This is a genomic window from Helicobacter mastomyrinus (genome assembly GCF_039555295.1).
In the GTDB taxonomy this organism is placed as follows: Bacteria; Campylobacterota; Campylobacteria; order Campylobacterales; family Helicobacteraceae; genus Helicobacter_C; species Helicobacter_C mastomyrinus.
Genome location: NZ_CP145316.1, coordinates 1216951 through 1237569, shown reverse-complemented (window position 1 = coordinate 1237569; position 20619 = coordinate 1216951). Strand labels below are relative to the sequence as shown.

Below are 20619 nucleotides of genomic sequence, written 5' to 3'. Positions count from 1 at the left end.
ACAGAATCTTACATACGTTTGGATAAATTACCTAGCCCCGATACGTAGCATTTTGTAGCTCATTACCATTTTATTAAGTGCAGATTCTGCTAATTCCACACATCGCGCATAAAAAAGCGCAATATCATCATTAGGAATATGAAGCGCACATACCATCATCGTATGCAGTATGTGGGAGATACTCCCCTCAAAGAGTATGCCTACAAATGGCAGCCGTGCGGATTGCTTAAGGCAGAGAGCGTGAATGCTATCAATACGCGTAAATAGCTCACGTTTGTTTGACACGATTCCATTTCTTCCCTCCACACCCTGACGCAAAGCCCCCAATATCGCCTCCTTATAGGCATTGACTTCATCTTCATAAAATCCCTTATGCTTAAACACAGCATTCCTATCCGCACACATATAGCCTTTAAGCTCGGCTATATATTTATGCTTATCAATATCACGGAGCGTGAAGTCATCTATACTTACCGCATGTGTGCAGCGGATATATGCTCCACTACCAAGATTCATTACAAGTTTAGGCTTAAAAACATTTATCGCCTTAGTCATCATCGCACTTGATAGACTAAATAGCGCATCTGCATATACTTCATACTCTCCATTGCCCTGTACTTTATAGGCGTTTTTGGGTATTGTGCTTTCTTCTTCTCTATAGTATGAGCCTTGCGCGTGTTTTGCTTTGCCCTTAATATAGCCGCAATCAAGTCCGCAAATAATCACCTCATCGCTCAATAAACACGCTAGAGCAAATCCCGCGTTCCCCACATAAGGCGCGGCAAACTCAATCACACTTTTTGCAGCATTAAAATACGCACTTGCACTTCCCCCACGCATAAACATATAAGCCTCTTTAGCAAGACTTATCGCGCTAGGCTGCACCATATTGCCGCATAAAAGCGTGGTATCGCTTAATGGCGCAGATTCTAAAACATCTTTGAGATAGGCTATGCGTTCAATTTCTATTTGAAAATCAGGGTTAATTCCCGCATTTTTAAGCGGTTTTAAAGCCGTACCACAGCTAAAAATAATCATATTGTGCGCATTTTGCTTAATAAAGGGTAGCAAATGGTCTAAACTCGAGCCATTACCCACCACACAAATAGGGGCATTCACGCGATTGGGAAGATTCAAAATAGGATAGGAAAGCCTCTCTTGCTTCCCAAGATTCATAAAGGTATTTTTCACCCCTATCATCTCATCATCAAAGCTCCCCCAACCACGTGCATTGACCGCATAGCTTTGCGCTACCTGCTCTTGTGCGTTTTGTAGCTTAGGGCTATCATACAAGCATAGCTCCAAGCGCAAGAAGTTATTTGTAATACGCTTATGCGTAAAATAATGCTGCACAAATTCCTTGTTTAACAAATCTTTCACAAAAAGATAGCAGGAGTGTTCATTCACCCGCTCAAATAAAAGCGGATAATCCACAAAATAGAGTGAGATTCTAAACAAATCCATATCTTCTTCAAAAAGTAAAAGTGAATGAAAAAAATAGCCCTTTTCAAGCAAAAATTGTAAAAACATACCCCCAAGAAGCCCAAAAATCGTCATATTAGGCAAAAAATATGTAGGCAGATGAAAGCGATTAGCCCCGCCAAAGTCATTTAGCATCATATCAATCATAGGATTACAAGCACTTGCAGTAAGCGGGAGGCTCTCCTCATCAAGCTTATGAAGAGCTAGATTATTTGTGTAAATTGTGTAGGCGGGATTATTGAGCGGATTTTCCGCTAGGGCAAGATTTTGCTCTAACATAGTGTGCTTAAGTGCTCCATCTGTTGCTCTTGTGGGATATACAAAGCTCTTAGAAAGCACATCAATGATATTGATATTGTGATTATGTAAATAGAGATTGTATTGCTTAATGGGGGCTTTCAAGGCATTAAAAAGCTTTGTGTTAAGCAAGGAGAAAAAATCCATATTAAGCGCGTATCGCTTAGCTGTATAAGACTCTAAAAGTCCTAATTCGCCACTCTGGCAAATCTGCAATAAACCCATAGAATGCCTAGAATCTTGTAGCTCACTCATAACATATCCATAGCATTACAACACCTCTGGGCGACCATTTTTCATAACGACTAAATCCTCGATTCTCACGCCAAATTCATTAGGCAGATAAATGCCCGGCTCAATAGAAAAAATCATATCATCTTCGATAATATCATCACTCAAACGCGATATGCGCGGGAGTTCGTGTATATCAAGCCCTACGCCGTGTCCTGTGCTGTGGATAAAATATGCCCCATAGCCACTTTTTTCAATCACATCTCGTGCAATGCTATCAATCTCCTTGCCACTCATACCGCTCCTCACCTTAGCGATAGTCTCTTCTTGTGCCTTTAGCACAATATCATAGATTTTTTGCATAAATTTATCTTTAAAATACTGTTTTTTACTGAAATGCACCTCGTCTCTTATCGCCGCTGTGCGCGTCATATCCGAACAATATCGCTTATATTTAATCCCCGCATCAAAAAGCAATATATCATTTTTAGTCAAAAAACACTTAGGGCTAGGCAGAGCGTGGGGCTTTGCGCCATTGGCATTAATACCTACAATTGGTTCAAAGCTTAAATCATACTCCCCAAAACAACTTAAAAACTGCATAGCTTGGTAATGAAGCTGCTTTTCACTAGGAGATTTTTTAAACATCTTGCCTATATATTTTGCAAAATGCTTGAAAGCTTTTTTGTTGAGCTTTTGACTTTTAGCGACAAGGGCAATTTCTTTGGGCGTTTTTTTGATACGCAAAAGCTGATGGAAGTTATCTCTAGGCTCTAGGGCGCAATCAATCTTATCAAGGGCTAGTTTAAGACGATCATAAAAGGCTAGATTTAGTTCTCGGGGGTTAAAAATAATATTTTTTACTCGCAACTTTTGCAATATCGCCTGTGTGCTTTGAATAAAATCTGTAGATTCTATTACTTCACTTGCATAGGAATGCTGCTTTGCCTCAAGGGTATAGCGGGAATCTGTAATAAAATAGCACTCTTCTCCCACCCGCAAGATTAACGCATTATCGCAGCTAAAGCCACATTCATAATATTGTGCGTTTTCATCAAATATGAGGTAGGTATGTGGGGGAGTTACTTTTTTCATGTTTTTTTGCTTTGTGCCTGCTGTGCCTTGAGGGCTTGCACTTCATTAACAATTTGCAAGATTCCAATCAATGCCAAATGATAGCCAAATGCACCAAAGCCCGTAATTACTCCTGCACTCGCTGCACCTGTATAGCTTTTTGCACGAAATTCCTCACGTGCGTGGATATTGCTAATATGCACTTCAATCACAGGCACACCGCAGCTTGCAATTGCATCAGCAATCGCAATAGAAGTATGCGTAAATGCTGCGGGATTAATAATTACTCCTGCGTATTCTCCACCGATACACTCTTGCAATTTATCGATAATCTCGCCTTCAAAATTGCTTTGAAAAAACTCTAATTCTGTGCCATTTTGCTTTGCCTGATTGGATAGGTTTTTATGAATCTGCTCTAATGTAAAATGCCCATAGATATGTGGCTCACGATGTCCTAGAATATTAAGATTTGGTCCTTGAATCACTAAAATTTTCATATTACCCCTTTGTGATTGTGATGTAAGGCATTATAGCAAAATAAAGGCAAGATAGTTAATTTCATTATGTCTTTGCTAAATCATAAATCTAAGGTGGTGCAAAATGATTATTGGACTTTTAAGGGCATATTGATGTTAGCTTCACATAAAGATTCTATCGCACAATCACCACATTTCTATTGTGGTAAGGCACACAATCATCCTATGAGCCTATCTAGTATTCCATAGAACAAGGTATTATAGAATCTTACACGCATCGCAATGATTCTGTATTGTCTTTTCTTTTTGCAATCGTGTTTGCCGCCAAAGGTGGCGATTCCAAGTATTCAAAGTGATATAAAAGCATTGCCAAAGCGATAGCTTCGTGCGGGTAGGGATTGATTTATGTTGCAAAAAAGTTTATGCCTATTCATAATAGCAAATTTGCCCTTGCACCACATAGCTGGAAGCAGCCTTTGCAAAGTCTATATGCCCTCTACAATAGAGAGGCAAGATACTGCCCTTCACGCTCATTACACCACGTATTGGCGAGATAACGCCACTATGTGAAGATATAGCAACTACGCGTTAGTAAGAAGATGTCTTTTGCTAGAATCTTAATGCGAGCAAGAATCTTTAAAATGTCGTGTGATACTTGCTCCCACAATGCAAGAGTCTAAGATATTGGGCTTTTTGATACAGAGTGTAAGAGTGCAAATCGCTGGAAATTGCGTTTTGAGTTTTTGAGTAATGTCAATAAGAGCAGATTCCAAAAGCTCATAAGTCCCATTCTGTAAGTATTGTTGTATGCTTTTGCATATATGCGCGTAATCAAGAAATGCTTGCGCTGGACTATACATATAAGTAATATCAGCTTCGATAATAAGCTTTTGCGGAGTGTACCGCTCAAATGGTAGCACCCCAATAATCGCCTCACAAGTGAGATTCTCAATATACAGAGTAATGCTTTCCTTCACAATACTTTGCTTTCCTGCCCACTAAAAAGTCGCCTGATATTAGGAATATGCGTATAGAGGATAAGTAATCCTATAAGCACTACAGGCGTATGCGTGTGAATCTGCGCGGTAATAGAAATACTATCTGGCAAAGGCAGAACATAAGGTAGCACAAAGGTAAGTATAATACCGCTTAAAACACCTACAAGCGATGAAATAGAAGAGATTTTAAAGACCTTGCCTACAACCCCCCAAATAATGAGACCACATATACCTTCAAGAGGAATAAGGAGTAAAACAGAACCAATTGCTGTAGCCACGCCCTTGCCACCCTTGAATCCTAAAAATGGGCTATAGCAATGCCCTAAAATGGCTAAAAGCGCGATAGTCCATTGCGTTTCATAGCTCAAACCCAGCATTTTAGCAATAGCCACCACAATTAAACCCTTTGTCGCATCAAGCACAATAGTAAGAATGGAAAAAATCTTAGCTTTTTTTTCATCTCTTTCTTTTAGGGCTCGATAGACATTAGTCGCCCCTATACTGCCCGAACCAGACTGACGAATGTCGGTTTTGTAAAATATTTTAAGCAAAAGCCAACCAAATGGAATCCCTCCAATAAAAAAAGCAAGGAGATAAAATATCACATTGATATTTGAAAGGATATACAGCAAACTAGACAAAACACTCATTACATTCCTTTGTATGTGATAATAAAAACGCAGATTATAACATTATTTGGCGATGAGTTGAAGTTTTGTATTTGTAAGTGTGCTAAACTCATCATCATAGAAATATACATTCTCTAAGCCTTCCCCTATAAGCTCTGTACCTAAGATACTTGCAGTATGCCCTGAATAGCATACAAGCACACATTTTTTATCTGGATTGTTTTTTATAAAAAAATAAATATCATAGGGGTTATTGAGATGGTAAGAATCTTTGATATGACACAATTTGTAATCTTCCTCATAGCGCATATCAATAATACAAAAACTTTCATCTAAATCTTTTGCATAAAGGGGTGTGGCAAGACTAAGATTGTTTTTTCCTTGCAGTTTCATAGACATTCCTTTAATTTTAGATTTGATACTATTGTATCGCAGATACGATAATGACATTTTCATTAAATTATTCAACCATAGATTTAAAGATATAAGTAGGCTATTTTCAGTCTCTAGATTTGCATAAAATGCTGATTATATAGAATCAAAGTTTGAGCAAAACAAAAAATAAGATTCTCAATTCATTTAATTCACAAGTTAAAGTATATCTTTACTTAAAATAATATTTTGTCGTCGTATTCTTGATGAAATCTAAGCTAAAATCCATATTTTTTGAAAAAAAATACAAGGATTAATCTAACTTGTTTAAAAGATATGCTAAAATTGCAATTTTCTAAACTAGCCATTAAAGAAGGAGACAATTTGAAACTGCTGGTTGTTGATGATAGCTCTACAATGAGAAGGATTATAAAAAATACCCTACAACGTTTAGGATATGAAGATATTTTAGAAGCTGAACACGGCGTAGAGGCGTGGCAGATTATGGATAGCACTGAAGGCATTCAAGTGCTTATTACCGACTGGAATATGCCTGAAATGAATGGTTTAGATTTAGTAAAAAAAGTTCGTTCCGATGAGCGATACACATCTATCCCCATCATTATGGTTACCACTGAAGGAGGCAAGGCGGAGGTGATTACCGCGCTTAAAGCAGGAGTGAATAACTATATCGTTAAGCCATTTACGCCTCAAGTATTGAAAGAAAAATTAGAAGTTGTGCTAGGTGTCAATGAGGACTAGGCTTCCACTTTATGCAAGGGCTGGATAAACAAACATATTGGGAGATTATTATCCACCCAAATGGCTTTGTAGAGCAATTTGCCGATTTTATACTTCAAAAAACTTCTTATGCTATTGAATACCTTGATATAACCCCATCAAATCCTTTTGCGATTATTTATAATGATGATTCTTGGAAAAGCATAGGTTTTGATATACAAAAAGCTAAACAAAGCACGCAACCCACACAAATTATTAGTCGCATAGGTAGAGATGATATTGATTTGCCCACATTTATAGAATCTCTACGGGATTTTGCCCTTTGGCTTACAGATATACATAATGAACGGATAGGATTTTACTATCATATTGAGGAGAAGCAAAACTGCGATTGGATAGCAGCCTATAAAGATTCGATTACGCCTGTGCAATGCGGGAGATTCTATATCCGCCCTTTATGGAGAGAATCTTCCCACAAGCAAGGCAAAAATGATAAAGAAATCATCATTAGTCCTGCCCTTGCCTTTGGCTCTGGACATCACGCAAGCACTGCTATGTGCCTTGAATTGCTAGGCGAAATAGATTTACAAAATAAAACATTGCTTGATGTGGGCTGTGGAAGTGGTATTTTAAGCATTGGTGCTTGTAAGCTTGGTGCAGAAGTCTATGCCTGCGATACTGATGAATGCGCTATTGAGGAAAGTCGTAAAAACGCTACATTAAATCAAGTCAATTTTAAGAAAATTTGGCAAGGTAGCATTGCTCAATCACCCTTAGATACGCCTATGCAATATGATGTCATAATGGCAAATATCGTCCCCTTTGTTCTCAATCTTTTACACGATGATTTGAAGGCAAAATGTAGAAAAAATGGGCTTTTGATACTTTCAGGGATACTTGATGAATATAAATTTGATATAATAAAATCTTTTAATGATTTTAATGTGCTAGAAACTCGCTGTAAAGATGAGTGGGTAGCCTTGAAATTAACTTTATGATAATAAAAGGGACAATATGGAAAATCCTAATGATAAAAAACCGCCATTTAAGCAGAATCCTTTTCTTACATTTGCTATTTTTGTAATTCTAGCTTTGCTTTTGTTTAAGCTATTTTCCCCTAGTGGAGGAGATTCACTCACGGATAGATTTTTGGGAGGGAGCGTTACAAAAGAGATTACATATAATGAATTAAAAGAGCTTATCTCAAGGGGTGAAATTGCCTCTGTAAGTATTGGACAGACATATATTAAGGCATATTCGGCTAGTAGCTCTCCGCGGATTCTCTACACGACAAAAAAAGTAGCTGACTTGGGGCTTGTACCTTTGCTTGATGAAAAGAAAATCGAGTATAGTGGCTTTAGTGAGGGAAGCTTCTTGGGCGATTTAGTAAATATGCTCCTACCTATTTTCATTATCATTGCGTTGTGGATGTTCCTTACTGCACGTATGCAAAAGAGTATGGGTGGGGGAATCTTTGGTATGGGAAATGCAAAAAAGCTCGTCAATGCTGAAAAGCCCAATGTCCGCTTTGATGATATGGCAGGTAATGCGGAAGCAAAAGAAGAGGTTGTAGAGATTGTAGATTTCTTAAAATACCCTGAACGCTATGCGGCTGTGGGAGCAAAGATTCCACGAGGGGTGCTTTTAGTAGGACCTCCTGGAACGGGTAAAACACTCCTTGCTAAAGCCGTAGCAGGAGAGGCTAATGTGCCATTTTTCTCTATGAGTGGGAGTAGCTTTATTGAAATGTTTGTGGGCTTAGGCGCTAGTCGCGTGAGAGATTTGTTTGAAATGGCGAAAAAGGATGCACCAAGCATTATTTTTATTGACGAAATCGATGCGATTGGGAAAAGCCGTGCAGCAGGAAGTATGGTAGGTGGCAATGATGAGAGAGAGCAAACACTCAATCAACTTTTGGCAGAAATGGACGGATTTGGTTCTGAATCTGCTCCGGTTATTGTATTAGCCGCTACAAACCGCCCAGAGATTCTAGACCCTGCATTGTTACGCCCGGGGAGATTTGATAGGCAAGTGCTTGTGGATAAGCCTGATTTTGAAGGGCGTTTGGAGATTCTCAAGGTGCATATTAAAAATGTAGCTTTGGCTCGTGATGTAGATTTACACGAGATTGCTAAATTCACAGCTGGGCTTGCCGGAGCAGATTTAGCAAATATTATCAATGAGGCAGCACTTTTAGCAGGGAGAGAAAATAAAAAAGAAGTAAGCCAGAAACATCTTAAAGAAGCAGTCGAGCGGGGTATTGCAGGATTAGAGAAAAAGTCTCGTCGCATTTCTCCCAAAGAGAAAAAGATTGTTGCTTACCACGAGAGCGGGCACGCTGTGGTTTCAGAGATGACAAAAGGTGCAGATAGAGTAAATAAAGTATCTATTATCCCGCGTGGTATGGCAGCACTTGGATACACATTGCACACGCCTGAAGAAAATCGCTACCTTATGCAAAAACACGAGCTAATAGCAGAGGTCGATGTGCTTTTAGGCGGACGTGCAGCTGAGGATGTCTTCTTGGGAGAGATTTCCACAGGAGCGAGCAATGACTTAGAGCGAGCTACAGGCATTCTAAAATCTATGATTAGCTATTATGGTATGACTGATGTAAGTGGGCTTATGGTGCTTGAAAAGCAACGCAATACTTTCCTTGGTGGTGGTGGAGCGCAGAGAGAATTTAGTGAGCAACTCGCACAAGAAATTGATACCCATATCAAAAATACGCTTGATGAACGTTATAATCACGTAAAGAAACTTTTAAGCGATTATAAAGAAGCGATTGAAAATATGGTAACCGAACTTTTTGACAAAGAAGTAATTGATGGTGCGCGTGTGCGAGAGATTATACAGGAATATGAGGCAGAGCATAATTTACCAACTCGCCTTATCCCTATTGAGGAAGAAGCTTAAGGAGACATTATGACAACCACACAAATCATTGCAAAACAAGGCTGGATAGGTGCATTAGTATTGCTTGGAGCGTTTTTGCTTACACTATGGTTTGATTGGAATCTATGTGCTTTTGTGTTATTTGTCCTCCTTGTGCTGTGGCTTATTATGTTTCGCAATCCAGAGAGAATCCCAAATATTAACGAAAGCAATGCTTTTACCTCCCCCGTCGATGGGATTATAAGAGATATTCAATCCATTGAAGGAGAAATAAACATTCTTATTGAAACTCGCTTCATTGATGTGGGTGTAATACGCGCTCCATACGATGTAGTCAAAGGAGAATGTCAGGAAAAAAGGGGATTAAGCCTTACGTGCTGCGCTAAAGATAAAACAAATCTGCTCAATGCCTCTATGTCGTTTCAAAGCTTGGAGGACAGAAAATTCACTCTAGATTTTTATCCTATTTTTTTCTCATCACATCATATTTTTGCTTCTAGCGATTTAAATGTAGGTGAGCGCATAGGCTTTATGAAAGCTGGTATGACACGCATTAACATTCCTCAACAAAAAGGGCTAAATGCCGCAGAAGTAGAACTTAAGGTAAGCATAGGTGATAGAGTAAAGGCATTACAAAGCGTTATAGGGTATTTTTATGAAGTTTAACCCACTTTTTATTCTGCCTAATCTCTTTACTGCTGGAAGTATTTTTTTAGGCATATTAAGCGTTGTCTATGCATCAAAAGCAAATTTTGAGATGGCTTGCTGGCTGATTTTACTCTCAATGATCTTAGATGGGCTTGATGGAAGAGTAGCACGACTTACTAATACTGCGAGTAAATTTGGTGTAGAGTTTGACTCTCTTGCTGATGTGGTAGCATTTGGTGTAGCCCCAGCTTTTTTACTCTATTTTTATATAGGTATAGACTATGGACGTTTAGGCACGAGCATTCCTGCATTATTTGTTATATTTGGAGCTGTGCGTTTAGCACGTTTTAATATCACTTCAATCTCTGAACCAAACTTTTTTATCGGTTTGCCTATTCCTTCGGCAGCTGTGATTGTGATGTTATGGATACTTGTTGATTTAAAATATGATTTCATTAAAACATACCATTATGAATATTTAATGCTAGGGGGAAGCTTTATTGTAAGTATTCTTATGGTGAGCAATATCCGTTATCCAAGTTTTAAAAAAATACAATGGAATTTTAAGTCATTTATTGCTGTTATTTTGCTGCTTGGCATTATCTATATTAGCCCGCAAGAAACTTTATGTGTGTTGATGAGTAGCTATGTCATCTATGGTATTGTGCGGCGGATTATTATTGTAATGAAAATGCGCTTTCATACAAAGTCTAACCAAAGAAGCAACGGTGCATAAACTTATATTTAGTGATTTTGTGTTAAACTAGGCTATTTTTAGAATCTTAAAGGGGTGAATATGTCCAAAACGAGTATGGCAAAAATTGACCAAGTAACAAGTCTTCACAAAAATAATGAGTTACAACTCCTTTGCTTTCGTTTAGAAAAAGGCAAAGATTTATATGCTGTGAATGTATTTAAGATTCGTGAAGTGATTAAATATAATGGTGCATTGACCGTTGTTACACACGAGAATAATAGTCTCGTAGAAGGGCTTATCACCATTCGTGAATTAACTATTCCACTTATTGATATGCGTAAATGGTTTTTCTATGATACTCACAATAAGGGCAAAGATTTGCGTAATTGTGGAGTGAAAAGAGAACCCGGAGAAGAAGACATTATTATGATCTGTGAATTTTCACGTTGGACTATTGGTGTAAGAATCTATGAAGCAGATAGAATCCTTAATAAAAAATGGACAGAGATAGAGCAAGGTGTGGGTGTAGGCGGTGGCGGACATAATGGCAAGCTTGTAAGCCGCACACGATATTTTGATGGACGTCTCGTGCAAGTAGTGGATATTGAAAAAATGCTACTTGATGTATTTCCATGGATTGAGAAAGACAAAGAAGAGGGCATTGCTAAAATCTCTCAAGTAGAAACAACTAAGAGTATTTTGCTCGCAGATGATAGCCCCACCGTGCTACGCACTATGCAGCTTATCCTTAATAAACTTGGAGTAGTCCATCACGACTTTATCAATGGCAAACATTTGCTTGATTATCTATTTGCCCCTACCACAGATTTAAGCTCAATAGGTATGATTATCACAGACCTTGAAATGCCTGAAGCAAGTGGTTTTGAAGTTATCAAACAAGTTAAAGCTAATCCTGCTACAGCGCATTTGCCCATTGTAGTAAATTCCTCTATGAGTGGAAGTAGCAATGAGGATATGGCGCGCTCACTCAATGCTGATGAGTTTATCTCTAAGTCCAATCCTGTGGAGATTGAAGCCGCAGTGAGACGATTTGCCCTCAAGTAAAATGCGTCTTGCCTCGACACTTTTTCATATTTCTACCCCGGCATACATCCTTGAAGAAGAAAAGCTTAATGCAAACCTTGCCTTATTAGATTCTATCCAAAAGCATAGCGGTGCAAAGATACTCCTCGCACTCAAAGGCTACGCGTTTTGGCGTGTGTTTGATAGGCTTAAAAATACATTAAGCGGTAGCACTGCGAGTGGGCTATACGAGGCGCAATTAGGCTATGAGCAAATAGGAGGGAGAGAGCAAGGTAAAGATATATGCGTGTTTTCCCCTGCCTATAAGCATAAAGAAATGGAACAGATTCTGCAATATGCCACACATATTATTTTCAACTCCTTTGCGCAATGGCAGAGCTTTAAACCCCTTATTGATACAAAAAATCAACTCCTTCAAGCACAAAATCTCCCTCCTATTGAAGTGGGTTTGCGTGTAAATCCTCTGTATAGCGAGGTAGAGCCACCTATTTATAATCCCTGCATTAAAGGCTCACGTCTAGGTATCACACCTCAAGCATTTGAGCGGGGTGTGGCAGAGCATGGATTAGAAGGTATTAGTGGGCTACATTTTCATACACATTGTGAGCAAGATAGCAGTGCATTAAAGCGGACATTGCCACATTTTGAAAGGCATTTTCAACGCTATATAGAGGGTAAAAAATGGATTAATTTTGGCGGGGGACATCATATCACACGCGAAGACTATAATTGTGATTTGCTTATATCGCTTATCAAGGATTTTAAGGCAAAATATCATACAGAAGTGTTTTTAGAACCCGGCGAAGCGGTGGGTTGGAATGTAGGATTCTTACTAGGTGAAGTCATAGACATCGTGCAAAATGAAATGTCTATTGCCATACTTGATGTGAGCGCCGCAGCACATATGCCTGATTGCCTTGAAATGCCTTATCGCCCCAATGTAACAAAGCTATCTCATCAAAATGGCTTTGAAGCCGATAAAGGCGTGGAGGTAGGAGCATATCGCTATCGTTTTGGGGGTCCTACTTGCCTTGCAGGTGATGTGATAGGGGATTATAGCTTTGATACGTCCTTATGTGTAGGCGATAGAGTGATTTTTGAAGATATGCTCCATTATACTATTGTGAAAAACAATACCTTTAATGGAGTGCCTTTACCCTCGCTTGGCGTGATTAATCCACAAGGCGCATACACGCTTCTTAAAAGCTTTGATTATATGGACTACAAGCAGAGAAATTAAATGATAGAGTTTAAGAATCTTTTGATGTTAGCCCCTCTTGCAGGATACACGGATTTACCTTTCCGCAGTGTGATTAAAGGCTTTGGCGTGGATATTACGGTAAGTGAGATGATAAGCTCTCACGCCCTTGTGTATAGTAATGCAAGAACTCTTAAAATGATTGAAAAATCTGCAGAGGAGCAGCCTTATAGCGTGCAGATTTCTGGCTCAAAAATAGAGGTTGTAAAAAAAGCAGTGGAGATTCTCAATACTCAAAGTGGCATTGATATTATTGACTTAAATTGTGGCTGTCCCGCTCCAAAAGTAGCCAATCACGGCAATGGAAGCGGATTGCTTAAGAATTTAAACTTGCTTGTAAAAATAGCAAATCTTATCAAAGAGAGTACTAAAACGCCCTACACAAGCCTTAAACTGCGGCTAGGCTTTGATAAAAAGATTCCCAATGAAATTGCCCAAGCGCTCAAAGATATATCCGCTGATTTTGTAGTGATACACGGACGCACACGAGCAGATGGGTATAAAAAAGAGCGGATTGATTATGATGCTATCGCGCATATTAAGCAAAATGTGCCTATGCCTGTGATAGCTAATGGTGAGATTGATAGCGCACAAAAAGCACAAGAGGTGCTTGCCCACACAGGCGCAAATGGTGTGATGATAGGTAGAGCCGCGCTTACTACGCCTTGGATATTTTGGCAGATTAAGCATAGCACGCAGGAGATTCCCCCCATTGTCAAAAAAGAGCTTGTTTTGGAGCATTTTGAAAAAATGATACAATTCTATGGGGAACGTGGGGCGATTATGTTTCGTAAGAATCTTCACGCGTATGCTAAGGGACACGAGGGCGCAAGTGAGTTTCGCCATCTTGTCAATAGCCTGAATGATGTAGATGTGATAAGGGCTGAGATTGAGCAGTTTTTTTCACATCATCAAATGGTATCGCAGGATTTCCCCCAACTTATCCATCTCAACAAAAGGACAAGTTAATGAAAAGTATTTTTCAATGCTGCCTTTTAATGCTTATGGTGGCGACAAATGTTTGGACAGAGGAAAAAGAAATGCAAGAAAGTCCATTGCTCGAGCAAATACGTAGTGCTGATGCTGAATTTTATCAAGGCGTGGTAATGTGGGTAAAAAATGGCGATGAGGCAAGTAAGTTCCTTAAAAATGCTTGTGATAAGAAGCACCCCGGAGCGTGTTTATATCTAGGCAACTATTATGAAATTAAATCTCAAAATAGTAAAAATGCTCAAAACGAACTTAAACAATCACAACAATATTATCAATTAGGCTATGAAAATAGTATAGAAGCGTGTAGAGAGGGCGCAATAGAATGGTGTGCTATACAGGCGGTGGCTCTTATTGATGGGCGAGGTGTGCCAAAAGATGTGCAAAAAGGCTTAGAGTATTTAGACATTATGTGTGAGCGTGATATGGAAAATGCGTGTTTTATGCTCGGCTCATATTATTTTTACGGAATAAATACCAAAAAAGACTTATCAAAGGCACAAATTTTTAACCATAAAGCATTAGAGCTAGATTCTAAAGCTTGCGATGAGCAAAGATTATATGCATGTGTAATGAGTGCAGAAATCTATCAACAAGGTTTAAGTGTGCAGATGGATTTATCAAAGGCAAAGGATTTTTACCATCGGGCGTGTAAGCTAGAAAATCAATTCGCCTGTGATTATGTGAATAAATTGAAGTAAGCAGCCCTTGCGGGCTATGCTTTTTAGTAGAGTTCAGGCTTCGGTGTTTGCTCATTTGATGCAGGAAGTTGGGGGTAAACCACTTCAGGTTTTTTACCTGTGAGTGAATGTAGGAATGCTTCAATACTTTTGGCTTCTTGATCGGTGATAGCAATGCCAAGCTGGATACTTCCCATTTCCTTAATTGCATCTTTAAGCGACCAAATCGCACCATTGTGGAAATATGGAGCAGTTTCAGCTACATTCCTTAGGGTAGGTGCTTTTACCATACCATTTTGATCTCCTTTAAAACCTCCAAGTTTCGCAAATTTATATTTTGCTGTCACTTCAAAAGGCTGCATTGAGCCGCCGAGATTCACTCCAGTATGGCAAGCGGTGCAACCCTTATCAATAAAAAGCTTCAATCCTGCTTGCGCCTCCTTACTTAAAGCCTTCTCATCACCCTCTAAAAACTTATCAAAAGGAGAAGGCGTAATCAATGTGCGCTCAAAGTTAGCAATCGCATCAGCAATATTTTCAAAACTTACTTTTCCATAAATCTTTTTAAACGCATTCACATATTCAGGTAATGAAGCAATCTTCTTGACGGCAAGATTTGCTGGTGTTGCCATTTCTACTTCATTTTCAATAGGACCCTTTGCTTGTTCAATCAAGTTTCCTGCGCGCCCATCCCAAAATTGTATCGTATTAAATACAGAGTTATATACAGTTGGGGAATTTAAATGCTGATGATTTGGGCTCCATTTATGCCCTACAGCAGCGGTAATCCCATCAGCACCACCTAATCCTAGATTATGGCAAGTATTACAAGAGATAAGACCACTTTTTGAAAGTCGTGGATCAAAATAGAGTTTTTTTCCAAGCTCTGCTTTTGCTTCACTAAAGGCACTTGATTTAACATTATTTTCTTTAAGAAATTTATCTATTTCTTTTTGATTCTTTGGCAAGGGTGCTAATCCTGCACTTTTTGCTTCTTCAATTAATGTCTTGGCATACAATGCCGGAACAGATACGAGCATCAATGAAGATGCCATAAGCAACTTAAGTAGTGTAACTTTCATCTTAAAATCCTTTAAATGTTGTTTTGGGTTGCAAGAATAAAATTTTTGTGTTTAAATATAGATAAAAATTATTAATAGATATAAAAAATTATTAGTGTATCTGTATTATTATTTTTACAAAATTATGAGATTCTAAATCTGTTATGAGCAATACAGCTTCACATAAGATTTTAAAGTCAAATCAAAAACGCATCTTTTAAGGTTTTTTAAACAAAGTTTTAAGTAAAATATCACCCTACATTGAATTTAAAATTTAAAGAAAGCAGGTGAAATTATGCCCGGTATCAAAGTAAGAGAAAGCGAGACTTTTGAAGAAGCTTACAGAAAGTTCAAAAAACAGACTGACCGCAATTTAGTAGTAACAGAAGTGCGTGCCCGTAGATTTTTTGAATCAAAAACAGAAAAGCGCAAAAAGCAAAAGATTAACGCGAAGAAAAAAATGCTTAAAAGACTTTATATGCTTCGCCGATATGAGTCTAAGCTCTAAGCAATCTCTACTAGCAATGCAGCCTTTGTATTGCTAGATACACCCCCCCCCCTTACCCCACCCTAACAAAATAACGCACAATTAGTTTCAAACTAATTGTTTTAGAGGTAATAGAATCTCTAGCCTATTATGTCTTTGTTTCTATAACTGGAGGGGCTTAAATGTGCAAGTGTAGCTTATCCTACCTCTTATTCCCCTCCTTAAAAAAGAAACAAAAGAATCGAGTGTTGAGTTTACTTAATGGGTAAAGCAAAACCCATAGAAACTGAAAGCCTTTTTGGGAGAATATTTTAAATCCATATAAGGAAATTTTATAAAGGTGCTAGGGCTTGATACATTTGTTTATGGGGTGGCGGAGCGGACGGGGCTCGAACCCGCGACCCCCTGCGTGACAGGCAGGTATTCTAACCGGCTGAACTACCGCTCCACAATTATAGAATCTACAACCCGCGATATTGTTTAAGCGGATTATCACAATAGTGGTGGTCGCTACAAGGCTCGAACTTGTGACATCCACCTTGTAAGGGTGGCGCTCTACCAACTGAGCTAAGCGACCATTAGTATAAAGAGAACAGAAAGCATCAAAACAAAAGTGGTGACCCCTAGGGGATTCGAACCCCTGTAGCCACCGTGAAAGGGTGGTATCCTAACCGTTAGATGAAGGGGCCACTTCTATTTTGGTGGTGACCCGTGTTGGATTCGAACCAACGGCCCATTCCTTAAAAGGGAATTGCTCTACCAACTGAGCTAACGGGTCATATTTGTTTTGCCTTATCTAACTTTTACAAACAAAAAATAGTAATGTGAAAACTTGACAAAAAAAGAGTGCAATTATAGTGAGTTTGCTCTTTTTTGTCAAGCCTTAAGCAATGCTATTAACATCTCAAGCGCTTTTGTACAGCTCTGAGATTGCACTGCGTATCTATCGCCATCAAATTGATAGCGTATTACCACAGCCTCACTGCCCTTTATCTGTGCACCGATAAATACACAACCCACAGGTTTTTGCGCACTTCCTCCACTTGGACCAGCAATACCGCTTGTAGCCAATGCTACATCTGCTCCACTTTGTGTAAGAATCCCCGCACACATCGCTCGCACTACAGGCTCACTTACTGCTCCATATATTTGCAAATCTTCTTGGTTCACACCAAGCCAAGAAGATTTAATTGTATTCGCATAGCTTATGATCGCCCCATCAAGCACATTTGATGCCCCACTAAGTGCGGTAAAATGATAGCTTAAAAGTCCTCCTGTGCAGCTCTCTGCGATACCAATCTTATATCCTTTGGCGCATAAAAGATATAAAGATTCCTCTGCTAGTGCCGCCTTTAGGCATATTTGTATGGTAAAATCGCTATCTTTTGGCTTCATTTGGTAACTCCTTGAGAGTAAATCTTACTTTTTGCTTCATTTTTTTTATAAAAAATACTACACTATCTCATCTTAAAATAAATATTCAAAACATCATAAAGGAGGTGGATTATGGGAAAGCAAGAAAAGCAGATTGTCATTAGACCTGAAAATGAGGCGAACATAAAAGATGTCTATAAGCGTAAAAATGGGTGTATGAAAGAGGATTTTTATATCCACGAGCTCACAAAGTTACAAATTGAACTCTTAAAGTTGCAAAATTGGGTAAAAGCTACTAATCAAAAAGTTGCCATTATTATGGAAGGGCGAGATGCAGCTGGTAAAGGCGGCACGATAAAAGCCCTAACAAGCCGTATGAATCCGCGGAGCTGCAGAATTGTTGCTCTGCCTAAGCCCACAGAGGCAGAAAAAACAGAGTGGTATTTTAAACGTTATATCAGCACCTTACCTAGTGGTGGGGAAATTGTCTTTTATGATAGAAGCTGGTATAACCGCGCAGGTGTAGAAAAAGTAATGGGCTTTTGCACCCAGGAGCAATACAAAGAATTTATTACACAGGTATCAAATCTTGAGCAAATGCTTATTTCAAGCGGAATGATTATCTTTAAATACTTCCTTGATGTGGGGAGAGAAGAGCAAAAACGTAGAATTTTGCGCCGCAAAACTGACCCGCTTAGAATGTGGAAACTTAGCCCTATTGATAGCAAATCTTTAGATTTATGGGAGCAATACACAGAAGCGTTTGAGAAGATGTTTGCGCGCACACATACGCACGTTTGCCCTTGGACGATTGTTAATACCAATGACAAAAAACGCGCTCGTCTTAATGTCGCACGTGATATTCTAAGCAAAATTGACTATGAGGGCAAAGACCAAACAAGTGTATGCCTTTTGCCTGATCCTAGCATTGTATGGACATATTCTCAATATCAATCCACCCATCTTGATCCTACAAAAGAGATTCAAAAACAGCTTGAAGAGCGCAAAAAAGCCAAACGTGCAGAAAAAAAGGCACAAAAAGCTGCCAAAGAAAGTACAACAAAAGACAAAAAGTCAAAACCTAGCACACCCACAATCAGGGCTAAACCTACAACACCAGAAGAAACGCTTGCCAAAAAAGCCAAAAGCACACAAAATTAAACTAAAAAACTTCCCTTAAGCCTTTATTAATATGAGGCTTACCTCCGCACTTCAGTAATCAAGCATAAATACTCTAAAGATTAACATTATCTTGCATTATCCCAAAAACATTTTGCCACCTTTATGAAGATAACTCCCTACTCTCTATCACCACTTACTGCATACCTTACAATGCGCAAAATTCAAGCATTTGAACATATCTCTACCAACTCATTTTATGCCTAAAAAGAAAAATATAATGCAATTAATATCTTCATATCAATACATAATATTATATTCTCAGGTTTTAATTGCTACAATTTATACAGCAATATAGAGCAAAAGGATTAATAATGTGTCCAAGGCTTTTATCTTTTATACTCTTTACGTTAATCAGTATCGCTTATACAAGAGATTGGGGCTATCATACAGATATAACACCATCTATTGATCAATTCACAATTTTATATAAAAATGATTCCAAAAGGCTTATTGGCAATAAACCCTCAATACAACTCAATTTCAATAACGCAAGCAATGCAAAGTTTAAAAACACCAACCACACCTTAGTGCAGCTTTATCTCCATACACCATTTAACCCACATATAAAAGAGCTATCTCTTCCTCCAGAAACTCATCTTTTTGACAAGGATAATCCAAAGCGGCTTCCTATGCTTACAGTGCTCTTTAAAGAGAGAAAAGAAAAATTTCTCCTAGAACACATCACACAAAACATTCCTAATAAAATCAATGAGCCTAAGGCTCTTACAGAACTTAATATCACCGATCTTATCCTTAATAGACACGGATACCATACATTTAGTGGTTGGCTTATGGAATCATATGGAGATGATATTTTGGTGCTAAAGACACCATTACAAGCCTCTAAAAAACGCCTAAAAAAATAAATCCTAGAATCTATCTCTTTATCCTCCCTACACTACATATATAGAGCAGTATCTTCACAAGACTTTCAGGGCGAAACCACACTCTAAGCGAAGCACACATACAACGTAAATATGCGCCATCTTTCGCCTGTGCTTGAAGCCACATTAGCACAATATACATAGAATCTTTGTGGGATACCCACTGCCCTCTCACACAAGCCAAGCACTACAAAGCTTTTTAGCACATCTTCAGCAAGTGTGATGGAATCTACTTGTGCTAATATGCAATCTACCCTATCTAATAGCATCTTGTTATGCATCTTATTCCACACGTAAGGTGTCAAAGTATGTGTATTAGGGAAAAGCAAATCATAGGCATTGGTATATACTCGCTCTTTTTACTCCATAAATACGTCGATTTAGAATCTCAAATATTTCAAACCTGCAATAAAGAGTGCAATGAAAGTCATAGACAGAATTAATGAATTACTTAAAGAGCAAAATCTTAGAAAAAAAGAGCTTGCTAATCGCCTCATTGATTTAGGTGTGCGTGCGAGTAAAACAGGTGAGACACCTACGATTTCTAGCATTTATGCCTATCTTAATGGCAATATTGAACTCAAAGCAGATATGATACCCTTCATCGCTGAAGCCTTAAATGTAAGTGAGCAGGAGCTTTTTAGCAACGCAGATTCTCTAAGGATCTTACGCAAAATCTATGCGCGTAATCCACTTTATAATAAATATAATCATATTATCGAACTTCTTGAATACATCTCCCCTAAATCCCTTGAAACCCTCGAAAAAACGCTTCTTGGCTACAAGCAAAAAACACTAGAGCTTAGTCACATTATCGAAAAGATATAAAATCTCTTAGCACACTACCTTTCTTATATCTACCTACAATCACCCAATGCAAAATAAGCCGCACATCAATCACAAGCAAAATCAAACATATAAAGCCACTCTTTAGAAACTCATCAAAGTAATTGTGTAGATCTCAATTATCAAATGTATATCTTTACAAGGATATGCTAAGGGCAGAATGCTAAAATTTTAGTTATTTTTTACAATCTGTTGCAAGAGAGAAAAATGCTAAGATATACGAGAGGTTAGGACATATTTTTAGCTCTCAAAATGAGGGTGATGTAAATGTAG

23 protein-coding genes and 4 tRNA genes are annotated in these 20619 nt (G+C 38.5%); 14 read left to right on the top strand and 13 right to left on the bottom strand.

Annotation, left to right across the window (positions count from 1 at the left end; translation table 11 throughout):
• Positions 1-27 precede the first annotated feature (27 nt).
• From V3I05_RS06250 to V3I05_RS06225, 6 genes are all read right to left on the bottom strand, one after another.
• Complete coding sequence (locus V3I05_RS06250) at positions 28-2034, bottom strand: 6-hydroxymethylpterin diphosphokinase MptE-like protein (protein WP_295698738.1); 2007 nt, start codon at positions 2032-2034, stop codon at positions 28-30.
• Positions 2035-2049: 15 nt separating this feature from the next.
• Positions 2050-3105, bottom strand: a complete 1056-nt coding sequence (locus V3I05_RS06245) for a M24 family metallopeptidase (RefSeq protein ID WP_295698740.1) — start codon at positions 3103-3105, stop codon at positions 2050-2052.
• Positions 3102-3581 (bottom strand): type II 3-dehydroquinate dehydratase, encoded by a 480-nt coding sequence (aroQ, locus tag V3I05_RS06240; RefSeq protein ID WP_295698742.1) that lies wholly within the window; start codon positions 3579-3581, stop codon positions 3102-3104. Before aroQ ends, V3I05_RS06245 begins: the two co-directional genes overlap by 4 nt.
• A gap of 596 nt (positions 3582-4177) precedes the next feature.
• The gene (locus V3I05_RS06235) at positions 4178-4537 is read right to left on the bottom strand and encodes a dihydroneopterin aldolase (RefSeq protein WP_343352986.1); all 360 of its coding nucleotides are present in this window, start codon (positions 4535-4537) and stop codon (positions 4178-4180) included.
• Positions 4534-5208: a glycerol-3-phosphate 1-O-acyltransferase PlsY gene (plsY, locus tag V3I05_RS06230; protein WP_300447732.1), complete on the bottom strand. Its 675-nt coding sequence runs from the start codon at positions 5206-5208 to the stop codon at positions 4534-4536. The genes V3I05_RS06235 and plsY overlap by 4 nt, the downstream gene beginning before the upstream one ends.
• 42 nt (positions 5209-5250) lie before the next feature.
• The gene (locus V3I05_RS06225; RefSeq protein WP_295698749.1) at positions 5251-5580 is read right to left on the bottom strand and encodes a rhodanese-like domain-containing protein; all 330 of its coding nucleotides are present in this window, start codon (positions 5578-5580) and stop codon (positions 5251-5253) included.
• A gap of 363 nt (positions 5581-5943) precedes the next feature.
• On the opposite strand from V3I05_RS06225, the gene V3I05_RS06220 reads away from it, so the two are divergent.
• Genes V3I05_RS06220 through V3I05_RS06180 form a run of 9 tightly spaced genes read left to right on the top strand, consistent with a single transcriptional unit; the run spans position 5944 to position 14533 of the window.
• On the top strand, positions 5944-6321 hold the full coding sequence (locus tag V3I05_RS06220) for a chemotaxis response regulator CheY (protein ID WP_295698751.1): 378 nt from the start codon (positions 5944-5946) through the stop codon (positions 6319-6321).
• 11 nt (positions 6322-6332) lie between these two features.
• On the top strand, positions 6333-7298 hold the full coding sequence (locus V3I05_RS06215) for a 50S ribosomal protein L11 methyltransferase (RefSeq protein ID WP_343352985.1): 966 nt from the start codon (positions 6333-6335) through the stop codon (positions 7296-7298).
• A 16-nt stretch (positions 7299-7314) separates the two neighbouring features.
• The gene (gene ftsH, locus V3I05_RS06210) at positions 7315-9216 is read left to right on the top strand and encodes an ATP-dependent zinc metalloprotease FtsH (RefSeq protein WP_343352984.1); all 1902 of its coding nucleotides are present in this window, start codon (positions 7315-7317) and stop codon (positions 9214-9216) included.
• 9 nt (positions 9217-9225) lie between these two features.
• The gene (locus tag V3I05_RS06205) at positions 9226-9861 is read left to right on the top strand and encodes a phosphatidylserine decarboxylase (protein WP_343352983.1); all 636 of its coding nucleotides are present in this window, start codon (positions 9226-9228) and stop codon (positions 9859-9861) included.
• Positions 9851-10579, top strand: coding sequence for a CDP-diacylglycerol--serine O-phosphatidyltransferase (gene pssA, locus V3I05_RS06200; protein ID WP_343352982.1), 729 nt, complete (start codon positions 9851-9853; stop codon positions 10577-10579). Before V3I05_RS06205 ends, pssA begins: the two co-directional genes overlap by 11 nt.
• Before the next feature lie 60 nt (positions 10580-10639).
• Positions 10640-11605, top strand: a complete 966-nt coding sequence (locus V3I05_RS06195) for a chemotaxis protein (protein ID WP_300447741.1) — start codon at positions 10640-10642, stop codon at positions 11603-11605.
• Between the two features lies 1 nt (position 11606).
• Positions 11607-12824, top strand: coding sequence for a carboxynorspermidine decarboxylase (gene nspC / locus V3I05_RS06190; RefSeq protein ID WP_295698955.1), 1218 nt, complete (start codon positions 11607-11609; stop codon positions 12822-12824).
• 3 nt (positions 12825-12827) lie between these two features.
• Complete coding sequence (locus V3I05_RS06185; RefSeq protein WP_300447755.1) at positions 12828-13811, top strand: tRNA dihydrouridine synthase; 984 nt, start codon at positions 12828-12830, stop codon at positions 13809-13811.
• Positions 13811-14533 (top strand): tetratricopeptide repeat protein, encoded by a 723-nt coding sequence (locus V3I05_RS06180; protein ID WP_300447744.1) that lies wholly within the window; start codon positions 13811-13813, stop codon positions 14531-14533. The genes V3I05_RS06185 and V3I05_RS06180 overlap by 1 nt, the downstream gene beginning before the upstream one ends.
• Before the next feature lie 23 nt (positions 14534-14556).
• On the opposite strand, the gene V3I05_RS06175 is transcribed toward V3I05_RS06180, so the two are convergent.
• Positions 14557-15594, bottom strand: coding sequence for a cytochrome-c peroxidase (locus V3I05_RS06175; RefSeq protein ID WP_300449677.1), 1038 nt, complete (start codon positions 15592-15594; stop codon positions 14557-14559).
• Positions 15595-15868: 274 nt separating this feature from the next.
• Here V3I05_RS06175 and rpsU point away from each other — a divergent pair, with 274 nt between their 5' ends.
• Positions 15869-16081, top strand: coding sequence for a 30S ribosomal protein S21 (rpsU, locus tag V3I05_RS06170; RefSeq protein WP_295698765.1), 213 nt, complete (start codon positions 15869-15871; stop codon positions 16079-16081).
• 350 nt (positions 16082-16431) lie between these two features.
• Here rpsU and V3I05_RS06165 read toward each other — a convergent pair.
• The 5 genes from V3I05_RS06165 to V3I05_RS06145 all read right to left on the bottom strand — a co-directional run bounded on the left by V3I05_RS06165 (position 16432) and on the right by V3I05_RS06145 (position 17455).
• Positions 16432-16508, bottom strand: a tRNA-Asp gene (locus V3I05_RS06165).
• A 53-nt stretch (positions 16509-16561) separates the two neighbouring features.
• Positions 16562-16637: transfer RNA gene (locus V3I05_RS06160), tRNA-Val, on the bottom strand.
• 37 nt (positions 16638-16674) lie between these two features.
• Positions 16675-16749: transfer RNA gene (locus tag V3I05_RS06155), tRNA-Glu, on the bottom strand.
• Between the two features lie 13 nt (positions 16750-16762).
• Positions 16763-16838 (bottom strand) — tRNA-Lys (locus V3I05_RS06150).
• 98 nt (positions 16839-16936) lie between these two features.
• On the bottom strand, positions 16937-17455 hold the full coding sequence (locus V3I05_RS06145; protein WP_300447190.1) for a CinA family protein: 519 nt from the start codon (positions 17453-17455) through the stop codon (positions 16937-16939).
• 111 nt (positions 17456-17566) lie between these two features.
• Between V3I05_RS06145 and ppk2 the strand changes: the two genes are divergently transcribed.
• Positions 17567-18595, top strand: a complete 1029-nt coding sequence (gene ppk2, locus V3I05_RS06140) for a polyphosphate kinase 2 (RefSeq protein ID WP_295698769.1) — start codon at positions 17567-17569, stop codon at positions 18593-18595.
• Between the two features lie 332 nt (positions 18596-18927).
• Positions 18928-19482, top strand: coding sequence for a hypothetical protein (locus V3I05_RS06135; protein WP_300447192.1), 555 nt, complete (start codon positions 18928-18930; stop codon positions 19480-19482).
• Positions 19483-19565: 83 nt separating this feature from the next.
• Here V3I05_RS06135 and V3I05_RS06130 read toward each other — a convergent pair whose 3' ends face one another.
• Positions 19566-19781, bottom strand: a complete 216-nt coding sequence (locus V3I05_RS06130; RefSeq protein WP_295698773.1) for a hypothetical protein — start codon at positions 19779-19781, stop codon at positions 19566-19568.
• Positions 19782-19808: 27 nt separating this feature from the next.
• Here V3I05_RS06130 and V3I05_RS06125 point away from each other — a divergent pair, with 27 nt between their 5' ends.
• Together V3I05_RS06125 and V3I05_RS06120 are read left to right on the top strand one after the other, a co-directional pair.
• Positions 19809-19943 carry a hypothetical protein gene (locus V3I05_RS06125; RefSeq protein WP_343352980.1) on the top strand — a complete coding sequence of 45 codons (135 nt, stop codon included), beginning with the start codon at positions 19809-19811 and terminating at the stop codon, positions 19941-19943.
• Complete coding sequence (locus tag V3I05_RS06120) at positions 19921-20328, top strand: helix-turn-helix domain-containing protein (protein WP_300447194.1); 408 nt, start codon at positions 19921-19923, stop codon at positions 20326-20328. Before V3I05_RS06125 ends, V3I05_RS06120 begins: the two co-directional genes overlap by 23 nt.
• The last annotated feature ends 291 nt before the right edge of the window (positions 20329-20619 follow it).

Excerpts from the sequence above, each read along its gene's own strand:
- V3I05_RS06250 (WP_295698738.1), bottom strand. The coding sequence starts at position 2,034 with ATGAGTGAGCTACAAGATTCTAGGCATTCTATGGGTTTATTGCAGATT.
- V3I05_RS06245 (WP_295698740.1), bottom strand. The coding sequence starts at position 3,105 with ATGAAAAAAGTAACTCCCCCACATACCTACCTCATATTTGATGAAAAC.
- aroQ (WP_295698742.1), bottom strand. The coding sequence starts at position 3,581 with ATGAAAATTTTAGTGATTCAAGGACCAAATCTTAATATTCTAGGACAT.
- plsY (WP_300447732.1), bottom strand. The coding sequence starts at position 5,208 with ATGAGTGTTTTGTCTAGTTTGCTGTATATCCTTTCAAATATCAATGTG.
- V3I05_RS06225 (WP_295698749.1), bottom strand. The coding sequence starts at position 5,580 with ATGAAACTGCAAGGAAAAAACAATCTTAGTCTTGCCACACCCCTTTAT.
- V3I05_RS06215 (WP_343352985.1), top strand. The coding sequence starts at position 6,333 with ATGCAAGGGCTGGATAAACAAACATATTGGGAGATTATTATCCACCCA.
- ftsH (WP_343352984.1), top strand. The coding sequence starts at position 7,315 with ATGGAAAATCCTAATGATAAAAAACCGCCATTTAAGCAGAATCCTTTT.
- V3I05_RS06205 (WP_343352983.1), top strand. The coding sequence starts at position 9,226 with ATGACAACCACACAAATCATTGCAAAACAAGGCTGGATAGGTGCATTA.
- pssA (WP_343352982.1), top strand. The coding sequence starts at position 9,851 with ATGAAGTTTAACCCACTTTTTATTCTGCCTAATCTCTTTACTGCTGGA.
- V3I05_RS06195 (WP_300447741.1), top strand. The coding sequence starts at position 10,640 with ATGTCCAAAACGAGTATGGCAAAAATTGACCAAGTAACAAGTCTTCAC.
- nspC (WP_295698955.1), top strand. The coding sequence starts at position 11,607 with ATGCGTCTTGCCTCGACACTTTTTCATATTTCTACCCCGGCATACATC.
- V3I05_RS06180 (WP_300447744.1), top strand. The coding sequence starts at position 13,811 with ATGAAAAGTATTTTTCAATGCTGCCTTTTAATGCTTATGGTGGCGACA.
- V3I05_RS06175 (WP_300449677.1), bottom strand. The coding sequence starts at position 15,594 with ATGAAAGTTACACTACTTAAGTTGCTTATGGCATCTTCATTGATGCTC.
- rpsU (WP_295698765.1), top strand. The coding sequence starts at position 15,869 with ATGCCCGGTATCAAAGTAAGAGAAAGCGAGACTTTTGAAGAAGCTTAC.
- V3I05_RS06145 (WP_300447190.1), bottom strand. The coding sequence starts at position 17,455 with ATGAAGCCAAAAGATAGCGATTTTACCATACAAATATGCCTAAAGGCG.
- ppk2 (WP_295698769.1), top strand. The coding sequence starts at position 17,567 with ATGGGAAAGCAAGAAAAGCAGATTGTCATTAGACCTGAAAATGAGGCG.
- V3I05_RS06135 (WP_300447192.1), top strand. The coding sequence starts at position 18,928 with ATGTGTCCAAGGCTTTTATCTTTTATACTCTTTACGTTAATCAGTATC.
- V3I05_RS06130 (WP_295698773.1), bottom strand. The coding sequence starts at position 19,781 with ATGCATAACAAGATGCTATTAGATAGGGTAGATTGCATATTAGCACAA.
- V3I05_RS06125 (WP_343352980.1), top strand. The coding sequence starts at position 19,809 with ATGTGTATTAGGGAAAAGCAAATCATAGGCATTGGTATATACTCGCTC.
- V3I05_RS06120 (WP_300447194.1), top strand. The coding sequence starts at position 19,921 with ATGAAAGTCATAGACAGAATTAATGAATTACTTAAAGAGCAAAATCTT.